Raw genomic sequence first — 16,260 nt, 5'->3', positions numbered from 1 at the left:
ATGAGAAAGCAAATTGTTGCTGGGAACTGGAAAATGCACAAAAATTATTCAGAAACCCATGCATTATTAGATGAATTAATTGAGCAATTACCTACGGGTAAAGAAGTTGAAGTTATTGTTTCCCCTACCTTTACTAATTTAGCGAGTGCTGTGGTACATTTGGAAGGAACGAACATTCAAGTGGCTGCCCAAAATATGCATCAAGCTGAAGGGGGTGCTTTTACGGGAGAAATCTCCGCACAAATGTTACTTAGTGTTGGCGTTGAAACGGTAATACTTGGACATTCAGAAAGAAGACATTACTTTAAGGAAACAGATGCTATTTTAGCAGATAAGGTAAATACAGCCTTAAGACACAATATGCGCCTTATTTTCTGTATAGGGGAAGAATTAAAGGATAGAGAAAGCAAACAGTATTTAAATGTTATCTTTAATCAACTAAGAGATGGTTTGTTTCATTTATCAAAAGAACAATGGAGTAACGTCGTACTAGCGTATGAACCCGTTTGGGCTATTGGCACTGGCGAAACGGCTACACCTGATCAAGCGCAAGAAATTCACGCTTTTATCCGTCAAGAAATTGATAGAAAATACGATAAATCTACGGCTGACAAAACTTCTATTCTATACGGAGGTAGTGTAAAACCAAGTAATGCGAAAGAAATATTTTCAAAACCCGATGTTGATGGTGGTTTAATTGGTGGTGCAGCTCTTATTGCAGCTGATTTTGCCGCTATTGTAGAAGCGCTATAACACAAATTTTAATCCAAATATACCTATAGCCTATCCTAAGCGGATAGGCTATTTTTTTGGATACTATTAAACTATTTATAAACATTCTAAATAATTTACCTATCTTTGTTTACCCGAAATAAAAAGAGTACGATGCAATATAATCAAGATATACTAACCCACAGTCAAGATAAAACAGTCAAAAATGGTTTTTTTTTAAAAGAATTAGCCTCACAAAGTCTTCACAAGGGCCTTGTCGGTTTAACCCATCGGGATGACTATTATGTTTTGATTCTCGTTTTGAATGGAACTTTTCAAGTAAACTGTGAATTAAAATCCACAGCCTTGCAAACTGGAGATTTATTTCTTATTAAACCGTATCAAATTCATACCGTTGAGAATTATAGTGAAGATTTATCAGCTTATTTTTTAAGCATACAAGATTTTAGAATTCCCGATGACTTAACGTATTTGCTATTTAACTTACCCAATACACAACAGCGCATTCCCTTAAAAAAAGAGGCTAATCAGGTACTTTTAGAGACTATTCATCTACTTTTAAAGTACGAAACACAAACAGAAGAATATACAGCTGAAATCACCAAGGGTCTATTTCAGGCCTTAATTTATAAAATTGGCGCTTTGTTTAAAGCAACCACACAGCTACCTGAAGTTTCAAGTATCAATCAATCCAATGTAATTACGTCTAAATTTAAACGTTTAATAACGACTCAAACGCATTTAAGACAACCTTCTTATTTTGCAAATTTATTGTTTATTACACCAGCTCATTTGAATGATTGCGTAAAGAAAACAACAGGACAAACAGTGAGTCATTGGCTTAAAAAATCGATTATAGATGAAGCCAAACGCCTGTTATTTTATACAACGAAGTCTGTAAAGGAAATTGCTTTTGAGTTGGGGTATGAAGATCATACGTATTTTTCTCGTTTATTTAAGAAATACGTTAAACAAACGCCCCTACAATTTAGAGAAGAGATTCTGGAGATTGCCTCTTAATTTTAAATTGGATACAGCAACAAGCTTTCATACGGGTCTCCTTGTAAATTGAGTAGGCTTGCAAAGGCAGGTTCTGTTTTCATACCTGTTTGTTTACATGCATTATTTTTTCTTTAAAGGTCACGCCTTCTTGCTATAGTATATCATATTCAATGCACATATGGCGATACCCATATTGTTGTCTCACTGGAATGGATTGGGCAAATATTTCGATGGGAAAACTAGCTAGTGTAAAATTAGCTACATAAGCTTGTTGACCACGTATAGACACTATCGAATCTGTAAAGTCTTCATATGCCTTAAAATGCGCCTGTACTACTTCACGAAATAGTTCTACCGTTTCACAACAACAAGCAATATCAATATCACTCGTTTCAATTGCAATATCTAAGGGAAATGTACCAATTACTACAGGTGTAAAACCATCTAATTGCTCCAAAATACGATGTGAGGTTACGACCTGATACACTTCTTGTTGTTTGGGTGTACCCGTTTTTAAATAAGCTAAAGAAAAAAAATCAACCCTCATTTAATGGGCATTCATTTTTGAAAATAGATTGATAATCACAACCCCTACAATAATAAAAGCCATACCAATTACTGCTGGTAAATCAGGTTTTTGTCCGTAAGCAACAATCGCAACGACAGTAACCAATACAATACCAATTCCCGACCAAATAGCATAAGCAATTCCTACGGGAATTGTACGCAAAGTTAAACTCAAGAAGTAAAAAGCTACCGCGTACATGACAACCGTAATGACACTAGGAATAATTTTAGTAAATTCATTAGAAGCCTTTAAGGCACTTGTAGCAATCACTTCACTTACGATAGCGATAAGGAGAAAGAGAAAATTTTTCACAACTTATTTAGATTAAAGAGGCAAAGGTAAACTAGATTACTGAAATAAAATAAATCTCTTTTGTATTTTATGTCTTTATAAGTTGGTACCCTACGCTATTCTCTCATATACCAATAATGATCAATACCATCTAAATCAAAGGTATAAGCAGCATGGAAGCCTATTTTACCTAAGACGCGTTTAGAGCTTTCATTTTCAACTTCTGCAACGGCATAAATAGGATGTTGTTCAAAATGGGTTGCAGCGTATTTTAAACAAGCTTGAGCGGCCTCAGTTGCATATCCTTTTCCCCAGGCATCCACGCGAAAACGATAGGCCAAATCTAAATACTCACGCAAGCCATTTAGACCATTTTCAACAAGTTTAAATCCGCACCAACCGATAAATTCATTGGTATTTTTTTCGATTATTGCCCAACGACCAATTCCAAAATCATCGTATTGTTTCTTTATAAAATCTATAATTTCGTTGGCTTCCTCCATAGAGGTAATGACCAAACTTCCAACATATTTTACTACGCGTTCATCACTGTCTAAATTGTAAATTCCCTGTGCATCTTCTCTAGTAATCTCTCGAATAATTAATCGTTCTGTTTCTATTATTGTAGTCATAGTTGTTTTTTGTATTTCTTACTAATTTAATAAAATAATAGTCACACAACGTTAATTCCACAAAAAAACCACTAATAAATAACCTTTACAAATAAATGAATACTTACCACTTCCTTTACACTTATACCTTTATTTTTCAAATTTAGCCTATTTCTATTCCCTAAAAAAGGCGCCAAAAGCGCCTTTTTTCCAATGCTATAAACTTTGATTTCAATTTCCTTATGGCGTGCACTCGAGTGCAATACACTTCTATTCTGATTAATTTTTTACATATTTTGGAGGAATCGTGGTGTGATTTCCATCTACGTTTCGAGTAATAATGTAATGAGGAGATGCCATTTCGATGTTGTTTTCAGCAAATACATCCTGGGCATGTTGACGTAAATCAGAGTAAATCTTAGCCGTTAATTTAGCTTCTTTAATATAAACGTTTAACTGATAATCTACGTAAAAATCTCTAAACTGATCTTGTAAAATAAAAGGTTTTTGACGCTTTAATACGTGTTCGGTTCGATTAGCTACTTCATATAGCATTTCGTGTACTTTTTGCCAAGGTACATCATAGCCCACAGCAATAGTAGTATGCAAAATCAATCCGTGTTCTTTAGCTGATTGAGAGTAGTTTACCGTATGTGCCGACATTATATTCGAATTTGGAATAGTAACTATTTCATTTTTAGGTGTTTTAATACGGGTTACTAAGGCTGTTTTTTCCAAAACATCCCCTGTATATTCACCTAATCTGATTCGATCGCCAATTTTGAAAGGACGCATATACGTAATAACAAGTCCAGCTACTAGGTTGCCAATAACTGACGTGGATCCTAAAGATATCACAATCCCCGCAAATACAGATACCCCTTGAAATATAGAAGAATCAGAGTTGGGCAAGTAGGGAAATATCAAAATGAACATAAAGATAAACATCAAGGCACTAATGATATTGTAGGTTGGAAATGCCCAATCGGGATAAAACCCTTTGATAGATATTTTATTGGTAGCAATTTTCTCCGCCAAAGAGCGTACAAACTTTTGTATATATTTAAAGATAATCACAATTACTAAAATTGTAAACATTTTCGGCATATAGGCTTTGATGCTTCTTCCAACGGATTTCAATGGCGACATAACATAATCTAGTAACTGATCTGAAATGTGTTTGGTAAAGGGAAATAGTTTAAAAATGGCTAATAATCCTATGTACAAGAAAATCAATATCACTAAAAAACGAATCACTTTAGCGATAGAAATAGTCATCAACATGGCTCTATGGTCGTCAATAATTCCGAATACTCCCTTGATTTTTTTTCCGCGTTGTTTCCAAATTATGACCTTCGCTCTTCGATAACAATAGTAGAGGTACTTGATAATAAATATTTCTGCAACTATAATTCCAAGCGTCCCCGCTATTTGCAAGAGTACCTGCTGCCAGCTTGTACTATACTGTTGTAACTCGACCGAAGCGATAATTTGTTGTTTATAGTATTGACCTGCTTGAATTTTTGTTTTATTCTCTTGCGTCGCTTGAATAGTATCCACGCTCATTAATATTTCATTCTCATACATCAAATTGAGGTAATTACCCGTATCAACCAACTTAATAGAATCTCCTTCAAACAAATAATTATCTGCTAAAATCACAATCTTTTTCTCTATTGATTTGGCGCGTTGATTGGATGTAAATGAACCTATATTTCCATACACATTAAACAGCGTATCGTGAAAAACAATAACAGGTGTTTTTTCTAATACAATAAAAGCAGGTTGAACTGTTTCTACCTTTTCTGCTATAGCAGGTTTTTTATTTTTAGCCCAAGAATTGCACCCTATCAAAACCAGAGACAATAGGATTAAAAAACGAATATTCATCAGATAATTTCTCATTAGTTAAAGTCTAAAATATCATAACAAATTTAACGGAAAATTTCGAATGTGAAATCTTATTTTGGCAATTCTAAACTATTTCTCATTTCTCATTTAACAGATTGATAAAAAACCTATTAACACAATCTCATTTATAAATGCCAAAGCATGTAGTAACTTCGTTATTCCTTACGTTCTATTTAAATAAACAACAACAAGAGCTAGGCTCCAACTGAATAAAGACAAAAAATTTATCCCTCTATCCTACTTGATTTACTAGAAAGTTATATTGCTTATTGGGATAAAAATGGAATTGAATCAATACATCTAAAACTATGAATACTATTATCGATTTTTGAGTATCAGTCTATTTTGCTTTCTATCTATAGGATGTACCGATGGGATTGAAAATAAGGAGGACTTATCGTCGCCTATTCGCTGGAAAGCTATTTTAAAAATAGCAGACAAAGAGATACCTCTTATCTTCAAATTAGATAGTGTTCCGTTGAACGCATACGGTTATCGAGCGATTTTTGTGGCCATTCAAACGCAAGAACCGCGATTTCCACAAACCTCAACGATGAGTAAATATAATCCAACTGGAAGTTGGGCTTTTCGTTTCCTACCCGCTACTTCAAGTCCGAATCTTGATCTGTATTACAAATTAAGTCAAATTAAAATTTCCCAAACGGATCACCTTTTAGTTGGTCGAGCGAATTATCAACAAGGATTTGAAGGTGTTTTTACTGCGGATGGATTTGTATTATCTTCCTTTTCTAGGGATGAACCTATCTTACTGGAAGCTACCTTTTTGAATGAGCAAGAAATCGAAGGTAAAATCTATGCTTATCAAGAAGTAATTCCTTTTCAAGCAACAAAAAGGAGCCCATTAGTGAAAACCAAAGAGGATAGCTCCAATATCATCCTGACACTCTTTCGTTTACTTAAATTTCACAATGAATATCCAGAATAAAAAAAGAAGAGAGAATTAAATTAATTCTCTCTTCTTTTTGAAATTCTTTCATTTCTAAGTTTTGGACCTGTCGGTTTAGAGCTATTTCGCTCTCTTTCAAACCTCTTTTTCGGTCTATTTTCTTCTCTTTTGTCGAAATTCGTATGGGTATCTGTTGTTTCTTGTCTTGAATTTTCGTCAGCTGTATTTTCATCTTCTGTTTTACTAGAGGGTTCAATTAAGCGATTTAATTCTGCTAATTCTGTAGCCGTAATCTCGCGATATTGACCTACTGGAACGTCTAAACTGATATTTATGATACGAATACGTTTAAGAGCTACAACATCATAGTCTAGATACTCACACATACGGCGTATTTGTCTATTCAAACCTTGCGTTAAAAAGATTCTAAATACGGTATTACTAATGCGTTCAACTCTACATTCTTTGGTCATCGTATCTAAAATAGGTACCCCTTGTTCCATGCGCTGAATGAATCGGTCGGTAATTGTTTTATTTACCGTCACGATGTATTCTTTTTCATGGTTGTTCCTTTGGCGTAAAATTTTGTTTACGATATCCCCATCATTCGTCATAATAATTAGACCTTCACTGTCTTTATCTAAACGTCCTATTGGAAAAATACGCTTTGGGTAATTGACAAAATCAACGATATTATCTCTTACCTTTTTATTGGTTGTACATTCAATTCCCACGGGTTTATTAAAAGCCAAATAAACAAATGCTTCGTCGGTTTGTCGAATTAATTTTCCATTCACTCGAATTTCATCTGCATCGGTTACTTTTAGCCCCAATTCAGGTGATATTCCATTTACTGTAATGCGTCCTTCTTCTATTAATCGATCTGCTTCTCTGCGGGAGCAATAACCAACTTCTGACAAATATTTATTTAAACGCGTTTCTTGATTTTCCATAACGCAAAAGTAAATAATAAATTTCGTTAGTTAAACAAAGAAATACATTCTACTTGAAAAACGCTTGAATTGTTTCAAAAACACCTTCATCTTGCAAGCTATGTCCCAGACCTGTGGTTGAGACAACGCGGTTATTTTTGACTTGAAGCGCCTGATGAAAATGAACGGTTTCTTGATAGAACACTTGTGGATCCTGAATATCATGGATACACAATACGGGAATATCTACGGTTTCTAAAGCTTTAGAACTACAATACACAGCCAAGGGTTTACCTATCCATTGTTCAATATGGTATCGATACGCCTTGATTAAGCGTTTATTATATCCCAGTAATTTAAAATAGTGCGACAGAATTATTTCAAAACGATCAAATACTCCCATTATAACCACCTTTTCAACAGAGGGATAGATTTGTTCACTCAATTGTTGAAAGAGTGTAAAAGCACCTAAAGAATGCCCAATGACTCCTTGTGGTTGGAATTTCTCGATTGCTAAATCAATTACTTCCTGGTAATTCTTTACGCTTAAGTTTCTGCCATAGCTCTGTCCTAGACTAGGAGCATCAAAGGCTACATAACGAAAATCGCTTCCTAAATAGGTTTGTAAGGCTTCCCATCTTGCGCTATTGCTTTCCCATCCGTGAATCAATAAGAGGAGTGGTTTATCTAGGGCTTGGCTATTCCATTGATAGGTATATACTTTTTCATTTTTATAAATAAAAAAACTCGGCGTTGCCTTTTGAAGAAAGAGTGGTAAGTGGTGCTTATTCAATTTCCCTTTGCGAGGTGTAGCGAAAAATTTATGCACCCAATATACTGCCTTATTCAAAGCGAAAAAGCTCATAAAATTTACTAAAATACCTACTCCTTTTTCCATAAATAAAAAAAGCCTCTTGGAAGAGGCTTTACTATTATTTTAAACTTGCAATGATTGCATCAATTTTTTCTTTTTCTTCTTCAGCTAAAGCGCTATCAACAAGAATACGACCACTATGCTCATCAGTGATGATTTTTTTGCGGGCTGCAATTTCAACCTGCGTTTGTGGAGGAATAGTGAAATATGATCCTACAGAAGCTCCTCTTTCGATTGACACAACTGCTAATCCGTTTTTAACCCCTTTTCTAATTCTTGTATAAGCATTCAATAAACGATCTTCGATGTCTTGTTTGAATTCTTCTGATTTAGATAGTAACGTTTGCTCTTCACGTTCTGTTTCAGACATAATGTTTTTCAACTCACCTTCAATATGATTAAAGTGTGCATTACGTGCAACTAAACGCTCATCTGTTTGCTCAATGTTACTCTTTTTACTTTCAATACTCACCTTCATTTCACGAATGTGTTTTTCAGCAAGCTCGATTTCTAACTTTTGAAATTCAATTTCTTTTTCTAAAGAGTTGAATTCACGGTTATTTTTTACTTCATTTTGTTGCTCAGTGTACTTTTTGATTGCTTCTTTAAAGTCTTCAATAGCTATTTTTTTCTCTTTAATACTAGCCTCGATGCTATTTAAATCTACATGAAGTTTCTCTAAGCGTTTGTTAAGTCCAGCAACTTCGTCTCTTAGGTCTTCAACTTCAAGAGGTAGCTCTCCTCTCATATTTCTGATTTCATCGATTCTTGAGTCAATCAATTGTAAGTCGTAAAGCGCTCTTAATTTGTCTTCAACCGTTAATTCTTTTTTCTTCGTCATCGTTATAAGTAGTTAACTGGATTCGTATTTACTGTTGATAAAATAACTGCAAAATTAGTCATTTTTTTTGAAAGAAACCCAACTATATAATTTTTTGTATATCTTTCACTCTCAAAATGCCCTATATCGGCTAAAACCAATTGATTTTCAGCTTCATAAAATTGGTGATATTTTAAATCTGCAGTGATAAAAGCATCTGCTTTTTGTTGTAAAGCAGCTTTAATAGCAAAACTTCCCGAACCACCGAGAACGGCTACTTTTTTTATTGGTTTATTCAATAAAGCACTATGGCGAATACCCCCCGTACCCGTTTTTTCTTTGACCATTTGCAAAAAAGCTTGCTCCTCCATCGGTTCTTTTAGCTCGCCAATCATCCCCATACCAACGTTTTGCAATTGATTTACTAAGTTGTAAATTTCATAGGCCACTTCTTCATAGGGATGAGCTTCAAACAAATTGCGCAGTATATTTCCTTGTAAATGTTTCTCGTAAGTTACTTCTACTTTGTGCTCTGCGACCTCTTCCTCTACTCCCGCCTGCCCTATTACAGGATTGCTCTTTTCATTGCCTTTGAAACTCCCTTTGCCTTCGGATACAAAACTACAATGGTCATAATTGCCTATAGCTCCTGCTCCTGCGGCAAACAAGGCTTGACGCACTTTTTCTGTATCTTGGATGGGAACATAAGTAACTAACTTTTGAATGTAATGCTCTTTGGGAATAAGAATTTGAGGATTCTCTATGCCCAAGGTCGTACAGAAAACTTTATTTACTCCTTCTTGGTGATTGTCTAAAGCGGTGTGAATGGCATAAATAGCAATGTCGTTTTTAATCGCTTTAATTACGGCACGTTCCACATAATTCTTTCCCGTAATTTTCTTTAAACCCGAAAATAAAATCGGATGAAAACAAACAATCAAATTGCATTTCTTTTCTATGGCTTCTTCAATAACAGCTTCTAAGGCATCATGACAAACTAAGATTCCATTTATTTCTTGCTCATAGCTTCCTACTAATAAGCCTACATTATCAAAATCTTCGGCATAGCTCAAAGGAGCTAATTCTTCCAAAATGGGAATAATATTTTTTATTTTCATATTCAATTCTAGTGCTGCTCTTGTTTATTTTATCAAAGATACGAAAAGCAAATTACTCCCTTTTCTTTATTTGCACTCTCCTTCCTAATGCTATCAAATCAAAAAACACAAACACGATTGCACCTATTTCTTTCTAAACGCTAAAAAAATTGATACTTTCGTACTATGAAATTACTACGCCTTTTACTTTTTCCTTTTGCTATGCTATATGGATGCATTACTAGCGTGCGAAATTGGTTGTATGCCCTAGGTATATTTAAACGTACTTCTTTTGAAATCCCCACGATTGTAGTGGGTAATTTAAGTGTTGGCGGAACGGGGAAAACACCGATGGTAGAATATATTATTCGCTTAGTAAAAGATCACTATCAAACGGTTACTTTAAGTAGAGGGTATAAAAGAAAGAGCGAAGGGTTCTTCTTAGCGGATGCGCAAACAACCATGGAACAAATTGGCGATGAACCTTTTCAGTACCACTGTAAATTCGATAACATCCAAGTTGCTGTGGATGCGAAGCGCGTACATGGAGTTGAAACTATTTTAGCACGTCAACCGCAAACGGAGGTTATTGTTTTAGATGATGCCTTTCAGCATTTGGCTTTTAAGGGGGGCTTGTATATTTTATTAACTACCTATGATGAACCGTATTATACTGATTTTTTATTGCCTACAGGAAATTTAAGGGAATCGCGAAAAGGCGCAGATCGTGCAGATATTATTATCCTGACCAAATGCCCGAAGGACCTAAGCGTAGCACAGCAAAAAAGCATAACACAACATTTACATTTAAAGCAAGGACAATTGTCTTTTTTTACGTATATTGATTTTAGTAAAATTGCATATTCAAAGTCTGATGCAGTGGAGGTTAACCAACTCATTCAAGACGATTTTATTTTAGTAGCAGGTATTGCAAAACCGCAATCCTTTTTTGATCATTTAAAAAAGGAAACAACGAAGTGTTTAACTTTTCCTGACCACCATCATTTTTCGTCCACTGATATTGAACTAATTTTAAATACAGCAAAAGGAAAGAATATCATCACAACGGAAAAGGATTACGTTCGACTCCAAGGTCTTCTTCCTGAAAGTCAATTATATTATTTACCTATTCAAACGGCTTTTCTAAATAATGGCGAAGCTTTTGATTCAAAAATTTTAAACTATGTGGGAGAAAGTACAAGAAACGGTTCAATTCATCATTGAAAAAACAAATTTTAAACCTGAAATTGGTATTGTTTTAGGTTCAGGATTGGGAAATTTAACAGCCGATATTGCTATTGAGCATGAAATCTCATACGCTGATATTCCCAATTTCCCAGTATCTACGGTTCAAGGTCATAAGGGAGCTTTGATATTTGGAACTTTAGGAGGAAAAAAGATTGTTGCTATGCAAGGTCGTTTTCACTACTATGAAGGTTATGATATCAAAACTACCGTTTTTCCTATCCGCGTTATGAAGTACTTAGGGGTGCATACCCTTATTGTTTCAAATGCTTCAGGTGGAGTAAATCCTTCGTTTAAAGTGGGAGATATTATGATTATTAAAGATCATATCAATGCGTTTCCTGATCATCCGCTACGTGGACATAATGACGAGCGTTTCGGTCCTCGTTTTGTAAACATGAATGAGGTATATACCAAAAGCATTATTGAAAAAGCAAAAGAAATTGCACAAGCAAAGAATTACGATATTAAAGAAGGGGTATACTACGGATTACAAGGCCCTACTTTTGAGACCTTAGCGGAGTATAAAATGGTACGTGCTGTAGGTGGAGATTGTGTAGGAATGTCTACCGTACCTGAAGTAATTGTAGCGCGCCATATGGATATGAAAATCTTTGGTATTTCAGTTATTTCTGATATGGGGAATGAAGATGGAATTGCCGATGTAAACCACGACGAAGTTTTAAAAGCTGTACAAGCTGCTGAACCTATCGCTCGTGACTTAATCAATGCTTTAGTAGAGAAATTATAATAGAACCGTTTATCGCATATAAAAAAAGGCTAGCAATTAAAATTGCTAGCCTTTTTTTAATCGATAATCTGCATTTTCTTCATAATGAAGGTTGCATTTTTATTTTGACAAATTCCGTCTCGTATTTTATAATCAAAGTGTAAATCGTCTTGGTTAATTTCCACTTCAAAACATTTATTACTCAAAATGGAAGGATAAGCGTGGGTTGTATTACACACTTCTAAATCGTGTGTGGCGATCATACCATAGGTTTTTTCGCGAATAAGCTTTAGAATTACGCCAATTGTTCCGCTTTGCTTATCATCTGAATTGGTTCCTCTTAGTATCTCATCCAATAGTACAAAACACGATTCTTGTTGCACGTGTTCAATAATCATTTTCAATCGTTTTACCTCAGCATAGAAATAGGATTCACTGTCATCGAGTGAATCTGTTAATCGCATGGATACCAATAAAGGCAACGGGAAAAATGTGGCTTTTGTTGCACAAATAGGCGCTCCAATACCTGCTAAAACTAAGTTTACACCCATCGTTCTCAAAAAAGTACTCTTTCCAGACATATTGGATCCGGTAAGAATCACAAAACGATGTTCCGAAAAATCAATATCATTGGTTACGCGTTTTGTTGCATGCAACAAAGGGTGACCTAAATTTTGAAAGGTCATTTTTTGGGAGTCGTTTAAAACCGGAAAGGTGTAACTTCTGTTATTATATGAAAAGTTTCCTAGTGAGTTGAACGCTTCTATTTCACCTACAATATCAATCACTTTTTCAACTAAATGCCCCTTTTCTTTTTTCCACGTTAAGAATTTATGCAATACATGGACGTGAAATTGAAATAATCCGTTGAATAAAATGGATACAAACAGATTGGCCACGGTTTCTAATTGTTCAAATAATCGCGACAATTTTTTCAGTTCAACACTTGCTTTAAATGAATCGCTTTTTATTTCTTTTAGATAGTCTTTCATTCGCTCTGTTGCGAATTCTTCTTTTTCAATGCGCTTACTAATAGCACTATAACTTTCTATTGTTTCGTGAATTTTCTCAACGCCTCCTAATTCTATTTGTATGGTACGCACTTTGGCTAATGCACAAATCAAGTTGAAAGTGAAAGCGGTAGATGCTACATATCCCCAAAGGATATTGGAAGAATCAACCAACAAACCGATTGATGCTCCTGCAAAAATCAAAGGCAATGCATATGCTAAAACTAAGGAGACTTTACTTAAACTAGTAACTTTAGATTGACTCCAAGCCTTCAAGCGTTCATAGGATTCTTTACTTAAATTGGATAATTTACTATACGCGTAAATTTCTTGCCTCCATTCTACTTTTTGAGATAATTCTTTAATCACCTCTTGATTTTTGAGGATATCCTCTTTGTTACTCCTACTTTTTAAAAGGGTAGCTAAATATTCTTTTCCTTTATAAGAAGCCGTTCGATTAAGGTATTGGTAGATGGATTTAGGTCCAAAAATATCTAAATCAAAAGCATAGGGATGATCGGGCGTATGAAACTCCGTACCCTGATCTGAAGGCCATTTATCCTCTTTTATAAAGTCATTTTCTTCTTGATTGATTTGCATCAACGCTTCTGCATATCGCATCTTCCAGGAATATGAGGCATGGATACGCAAGAAAATAAGAAATACAACAATTAGACCTCCTGTTACATATAAATAGTGATAATCTGCACGAGAAACAGACAAATAGAAACAATAAACAATACCTAAAAATGCGACTAATCGCAGGGCTCCTACTATTTTATACTTCTTTCTTATTTCATTGTACTTATGTTGAAAAAAGGAATGTCTCTTGGCGTAAATTTCCATTCTTTATCTTTTGGTTTTAAATATATTCATTCAATTGTTCTTAACAAATATACATATAAAGGAAGTGTACTGCTATTCTTAACTCAACGAATCGCAGTGAATTTCATATATAAAAGAAATAATTATAGCTATTTATCCAAAAACTAAATCTTTAAGATAGATACTGCCATTTTATAACAGGACTACTGTACGCTTCCCTTTTCAATAAATCTCATAGGTTGAAACCTTGCCTCGGTGGTAACAAGGCTTCTTTGCGTTTTAGAGGCGCTTATTTCGAGTACTACACTTGGCGTTGTACCTCTTTTTCGGTCGATTGAATGGTTTGTTGGATTGGCTATACGGTACTTCAACCTACTATTTTTTCACCCTTTATTTTCTTATTTTTAATTACCATTGCCACACTTGAGGTTCATCCTTCCAAATTAAAAGGCGAAATTCTTCAAATAATTGGCTTGTGCCGATGGTATGGGTATCGCGTACTCCTTTATCTACAATTAATTTGTGAAGTGCTCCTGCATGGGTTCCCACCCACAGTACTTTTTCATCTTCTGATACCGCTATTCCGCTGATCCCAACCGCGTTTTTTTCCAAAAGCAACCATTTCATTAATTGCTTTCGCATATTTTTCTCCTTGCGTAAACCATTTTTCTTGAAGGTCTACGGTTGTGTTTTCTTCTTGTTTCATACTCGATTTTTTATTGCTTAAACATACCGTTATTTCAACGTTTTTTATATCCCTATTCTTATGGATATTCTCAAAAAAAAGAGCTCGTTTAGAAATGAACTATTCGATTTAATTACTTACAACTAGAACTTTATTCTTTGTCACAACTTATTCCATTGCATGGATTAAAAATTGTTCAATTGCTTTTATTTTTGCTTCTTCTACCTGATAGGTTTGTGCATATTTTGGCCACTGGTTAACAATCTCAATACATTGCTTGATAATATGCTGTGGATTTCTAATGGAATTTTGTTCGGCCAAGGCGAGTAAATCTTCTCTTCTAATCTCTTTTCTTTTTCCATTGATACTCAGATTATGCTGACTCACCCAAATGCTATCTGGTCGATAGGCAAAACAAATGTCATAAGCCGGTGCAAGTTTCCATTTACCTTCTTGGGTCATCAGAAAAGAGAAATTCTTGGTATGATCATCGCAATTACGAGCGATTACATTAAATACCATGCGTCGGAACATCTGCTCTGCTTCCGCATATGACAACCTCAATTGACGCATGGTTTGAAACAGCTGTTCATAACTGTATGAAATTGTATTTGCAAAATCATAATGCTGCAAGGCACAAAATGTTTGGCTGTGGATTTTTTGATTCCCTGCTATGCGATCAAAGCGCTTGGTCATAAAATGGACGCGATTATTTTCTTCGATTAAGCGCGACTCCATCATCTCAATACCAAAATCAGTAGCCATTTTATAATACGCCATTTCTACGCGCCCATAGCCGGTTGATGTACCAAATTGCACATCGCTTACATCATCAAATTTAATAAGCCAATGGTCGAAACCCTCTTCTACTAGAGTTTGTCCTGATTTAATTTGCCCTGTTTTTTCATTATAGGCGATGATGGCTTTGGGACGTGCACCTCCTGCTGAAGTTCCCATCTTTAAGATATCCATCATCACATCTTCCATATTTTGTTTGGTCGTGAGAGCAAGGGTTTCTTTTCTTTCTAGTAAAGCTTTGGTCGTTTCAATTAATTCGGTTAGCTCCACATCATAAGCGGGTAGTTCTTTCACCAATACGGGTTCAAACTCTAAAGCTCCCATTCCTCTTTTTCCAATAAAACACAATAATTCGACAGGATTTAAACTATTGTCTGGACGACCTTGACGCGCCAACCAGGTATTGATTAGTTCTTTTCCATATCGATCGGGTAAGGAATCAGCCAATAAACCAGGCATGCCTCTGAACGTTTCATTTTCGCGATATTCTGGAAAACTGTAGATCCTATTTTTAACAGGCATCTTGATAGGAGCAAGGGGATACTTTTCTAAATCAAATTTTGGATCGTATTCAAAACTGGCGATTTCTCTTTCAGCATCCCAGGCTACAGCGCCTACACGCTGGCCGTAAACGGTAATAAAAGCGGTTGTTACCATCCTAAATCTGTATGATCTTGTTTATCCGTTTTCTGCTTGGACGCCCGTTGGCGTTTTTGCTTTTCGCCTTTAGCTAATTGCAAGGGGCTTAGTTCTTCTTTAACTTCAAATGTCTGTAATACATATAAAGCATTGAGCGTTCGAAGTATTTTTATCAAATTAACAAGCGAGATATTATCTCCACGTTCTACTAAACTCAAGGTAGAACGACTAATAGCGGCTTGAAAAGCCACTTCCTCTTGGGTAAGGTTTTGCTTGATTCGCGTTTGCTGAATAAATAAACCGATATTCTTCATAATCGCTTTATCTGAAAGCAAAATAAGGTCTGATATATTAGCCATAATCTTATTTTTTAGCTATGAATGAGTGAAATATCATTCATTAATAAATAATTAATCTAATGTACGAAAAATAACGCATTAATCAAAAATAAGTTCAGTATGAGTCTTATATCATACACTAAATAAGAAAGTTTGTAGAATACAATGCCTTGGGGCACCTGTTTACCTTTACTCTTTTTGATTTATATAAATAGGATAACTGCTATTTTTTTTAATCACAAGCG

19 protein-coding genes are annotated in these 16,260 nt (G+C 35.1%); 5 read left to right on the top strand and 14 right to left on the bottom strand.

Annotation, left to right across the window (positions count from 1 at the left end):
* Together tpiA and ACMHJ2_RS06350 are read left to right on the top strand one after the other, a co-directional pair.
* Positions 1-753, top strand: coding sequence for a triose-phosphate isomerase (gene tpiA / locus ACMHJ2_RS06355; protein WP_413512121.1), 753 nt, complete (start codon positions 1-3; stop codon positions 751-753).
* A gap of 132 nt (positions 754-885) precedes the next feature.
* Entirely contained in the window at positions 886-1,752 is an 867-nt protein-coding gene (locus ACMHJ2_RS06350) for an AraC family transcriptional regulator (RefSeq protein WP_413512120.1), read from the top strand.
* 2 nt (positions 1,753-1,754) lie between these two features.
* Here ACMHJ2_RS06350 and ACMHJ2_RS06345 read toward each other — a convergent pair whose 3' ends face one another.
* The 5 genes from ACMHJ2_RS06345 to ACMHJ2_RS06325 form a co-directional block, all read right to left on the bottom strand.
* The gene (locus ACMHJ2_RS06345; protein ID WP_413512135.1) at positions 1,755-1,835 is read right to left on the bottom strand and encodes a DUF4269 domain-containing protein; all 81 of its coding nucleotides are present in this window, start codon (positions 1,833-1,835) and stop codon (positions 1,755-1,757) included.
* A 50-nt stretch (positions 1,836-1,885) separates the two neighbouring features.
* Positions 1,886-2,281 (bottom strand): DUF4269 domain-containing protein, encoded by a 396-nt coding sequence (locus ACMHJ2_RS06340; protein ID WP_413512119.1) that lies wholly within the window; start codon positions 2,279-2,281, stop codon positions 1,886-1,888.
* Positions 2,282-2,614 (bottom strand): DMT family transporter, encoded by a 333-nt coding sequence (locus tag ACMHJ2_RS06335; RefSeq protein ID WP_413512118.1) that lies wholly within the window; start codon positions 2,612-2,614, stop codon positions 2,282-2,284.
* 95 nt (positions 2,615-2,709) lie between these two features.
* Positions 2,710-3,225 carry a GNAT family N-acetyltransferase gene (locus tag ACMHJ2_RS06330; protein ID WP_413512117.1) on the bottom strand — a complete coding sequence of 172 codons (516 nt, stop codon included), beginning with the start codon at positions 3,223-3,225 and terminating at the stop codon, positions 2,710-2,712.
* Between the two features lie 258 nt (positions 3,226-3,483).
* On the bottom strand, positions 3,484-5,109 hold the full coding sequence (locus tag ACMHJ2_RS06325; RefSeq protein WP_413512116.1) for a mechanosensitive ion channel family protein: 1,626 nt from the start codon (positions 5,107-5,109) through the stop codon (positions 3,484-3,486).
* 334 nt (positions 5,110-5,443) lie between these two features.
* On the opposite strand from ACMHJ2_RS06325, the gene ACMHJ2_RS06320 reads away from it, so the two are divergent.
* Positions 5,444-6,061 (top strand): hypothetical protein, encoded by a 618-nt coding sequence (locus tag ACMHJ2_RS06320; protein WP_413512115.1) that lies wholly within the window; start codon positions 5,444-5,446, stop codon positions 6,059-6,061.
* A gap of 20 nt (positions 6,062-6,081) precedes the next feature.
* On the opposite strand, the gene rluF is transcribed toward ACMHJ2_RS06320, so the two are convergent.
* The 4 genes from rluF to ACMHJ2_RS06300 are packed head-to-tail and all read right to left on the bottom strand — an operon-like array spanning position 6,082 to position 9,766.
* A complete protein-coding gene (gene rluF, locus ACMHJ2_RS06315) occupies positions 6,082-6,975 on the bottom strand; it encodes a 23S rRNA pseudouridine(2604) synthase RluF (RefSeq protein WP_413512114.1) in 894 nt (297 codons plus the stop codon).
* A 49-nt stretch (positions 6,976-7,024) separates the two neighbouring features.
* Positions 7,025-7,852, bottom strand: coding sequence for an alpha/beta fold hydrolase (locus tag ACMHJ2_RS06310; RefSeq protein ID WP_413512113.1), 828 nt, complete (start codon positions 7,850-7,852; stop codon positions 7,025-7,027).
* A 34-nt stretch (positions 7,853-7,886) separates the two neighbouring features.
* Positions 7,887-8,669 carry a zinc ribbon domain-containing protein gene (locus ACMHJ2_RS06305; protein ID WP_413512112.1) on the bottom strand — a complete coding sequence of 261 codons (783 nt, stop codon included), beginning with the start codon at positions 8,667-8,669 and terminating at the stop codon, positions 7,887-7,889.
* Between the two features lie 2 nt (positions 8,670-8,671).
* Entirely contained in the window at positions 8,672-9,766 is a 1,095-nt protein-coding gene (locus ACMHJ2_RS06300; RefSeq protein WP_413512111.1) for a Nif3-like dinuclear metal center hexameric protein, read from the bottom strand.
* A gap of 165 nt (positions 9,767-9,931) precedes the next feature.
* On the opposite strand from ACMHJ2_RS06300, the gene lpxK reads away from it, so the two are divergent.
* On the top strand, positions 9,932-10,969 hold the full coding sequence (gene lpxK, locus ACMHJ2_RS06295; RefSeq protein WP_413512110.1) for a tetraacyldisaccharide 4'-kinase: 1,038 nt from the start codon (positions 9,932-9,934) through the stop codon (positions 10,967-10,969).
* The gene (locus ACMHJ2_RS06290) at positions 10,929-11,741 is read left to right on the top strand and encodes a purine-nucleoside phosphorylase (protein ID WP_413512109.1); all 813 of its coding nucleotides are present in this window, start codon (positions 10,929-10,931) and stop codon (positions 11,739-11,741) included. Before lpxK ends, ACMHJ2_RS06290 begins: the two co-directional genes overlap by 41 nt.
* A 56-nt stretch (positions 11,742-11,797) precedes the next feature.
* On the opposite strand, the gene ACMHJ2_RS06285 is transcribed toward ACMHJ2_RS06290, so the two are convergent.
* From ACMHJ2_RS06285 to ACMHJ2_RS06265, 5 genes are all read right to left on the bottom strand, one after another.
* The gene (locus ACMHJ2_RS06285) at positions 11,798-13,576 is read right to left on the bottom strand and encodes a MutS-related protein (protein ID WP_413512108.1); all 1,779 of its coding nucleotides are present in this window, start codon (positions 13,574-13,576) and stop codon (positions 11,798-11,800) included.
* 387 nt (positions 13,577-13,963) lie between these two features.
* Entirely contained in the window at positions 13,964-14,167 is a 204-nt protein-coding gene (locus ACMHJ2_RS06280) for a hypothetical protein (RefSeq protein WP_413512107.1), read from the bottom strand.
* Complete coding sequence (locus tag ACMHJ2_RS06275; protein ID WP_413512106.1) at positions 14,118-14,261, bottom strand: hypothetical protein; 144 nt, start codon at positions 14,259-14,261, stop codon at positions 14,118-14,120. The genes ACMHJ2_RS06280 and ACMHJ2_RS06275 overlap by 50 nt, the downstream gene beginning before the upstream one ends.
* 147 nt (positions 14,262-14,408) lie before the next feature.
* Entirely contained in the window at positions 14,409-15,695 is a 1,287-nt protein-coding gene (locus tag ACMHJ2_RS06270) for a type II toxin-antitoxin system HipA family toxin (protein ID WP_413512105.1), read from the bottom strand.
* A complete protein-coding gene (locus ACMHJ2_RS06265; protein ID WP_413512104.1) occupies positions 15,689-16,036 on the bottom strand; it encodes a helix-turn-helix domain-containing protein in 348 nt (115 codons plus the stop codon). The genes ACMHJ2_RS06270 and ACMHJ2_RS06265 overlap by 7 nt, the downstream gene beginning before the upstream one ends.
* Positions 16,037-16,260 lie beyond the last annotated feature (224 nt).

It is taken from the genome of Myroides odoratus (assembly GCF_965118575.1).
Classification (GTDB): domain Bacteria; phylum Bacteroidota; class Bacteroidia; order Flavobacteriales; family Flavobacteriaceae; genus Flavobacterium; species Flavobacterium odoratum_B.
This window is presented reverse-complemented; position numbering and strand designations above follow the sequence as displayed.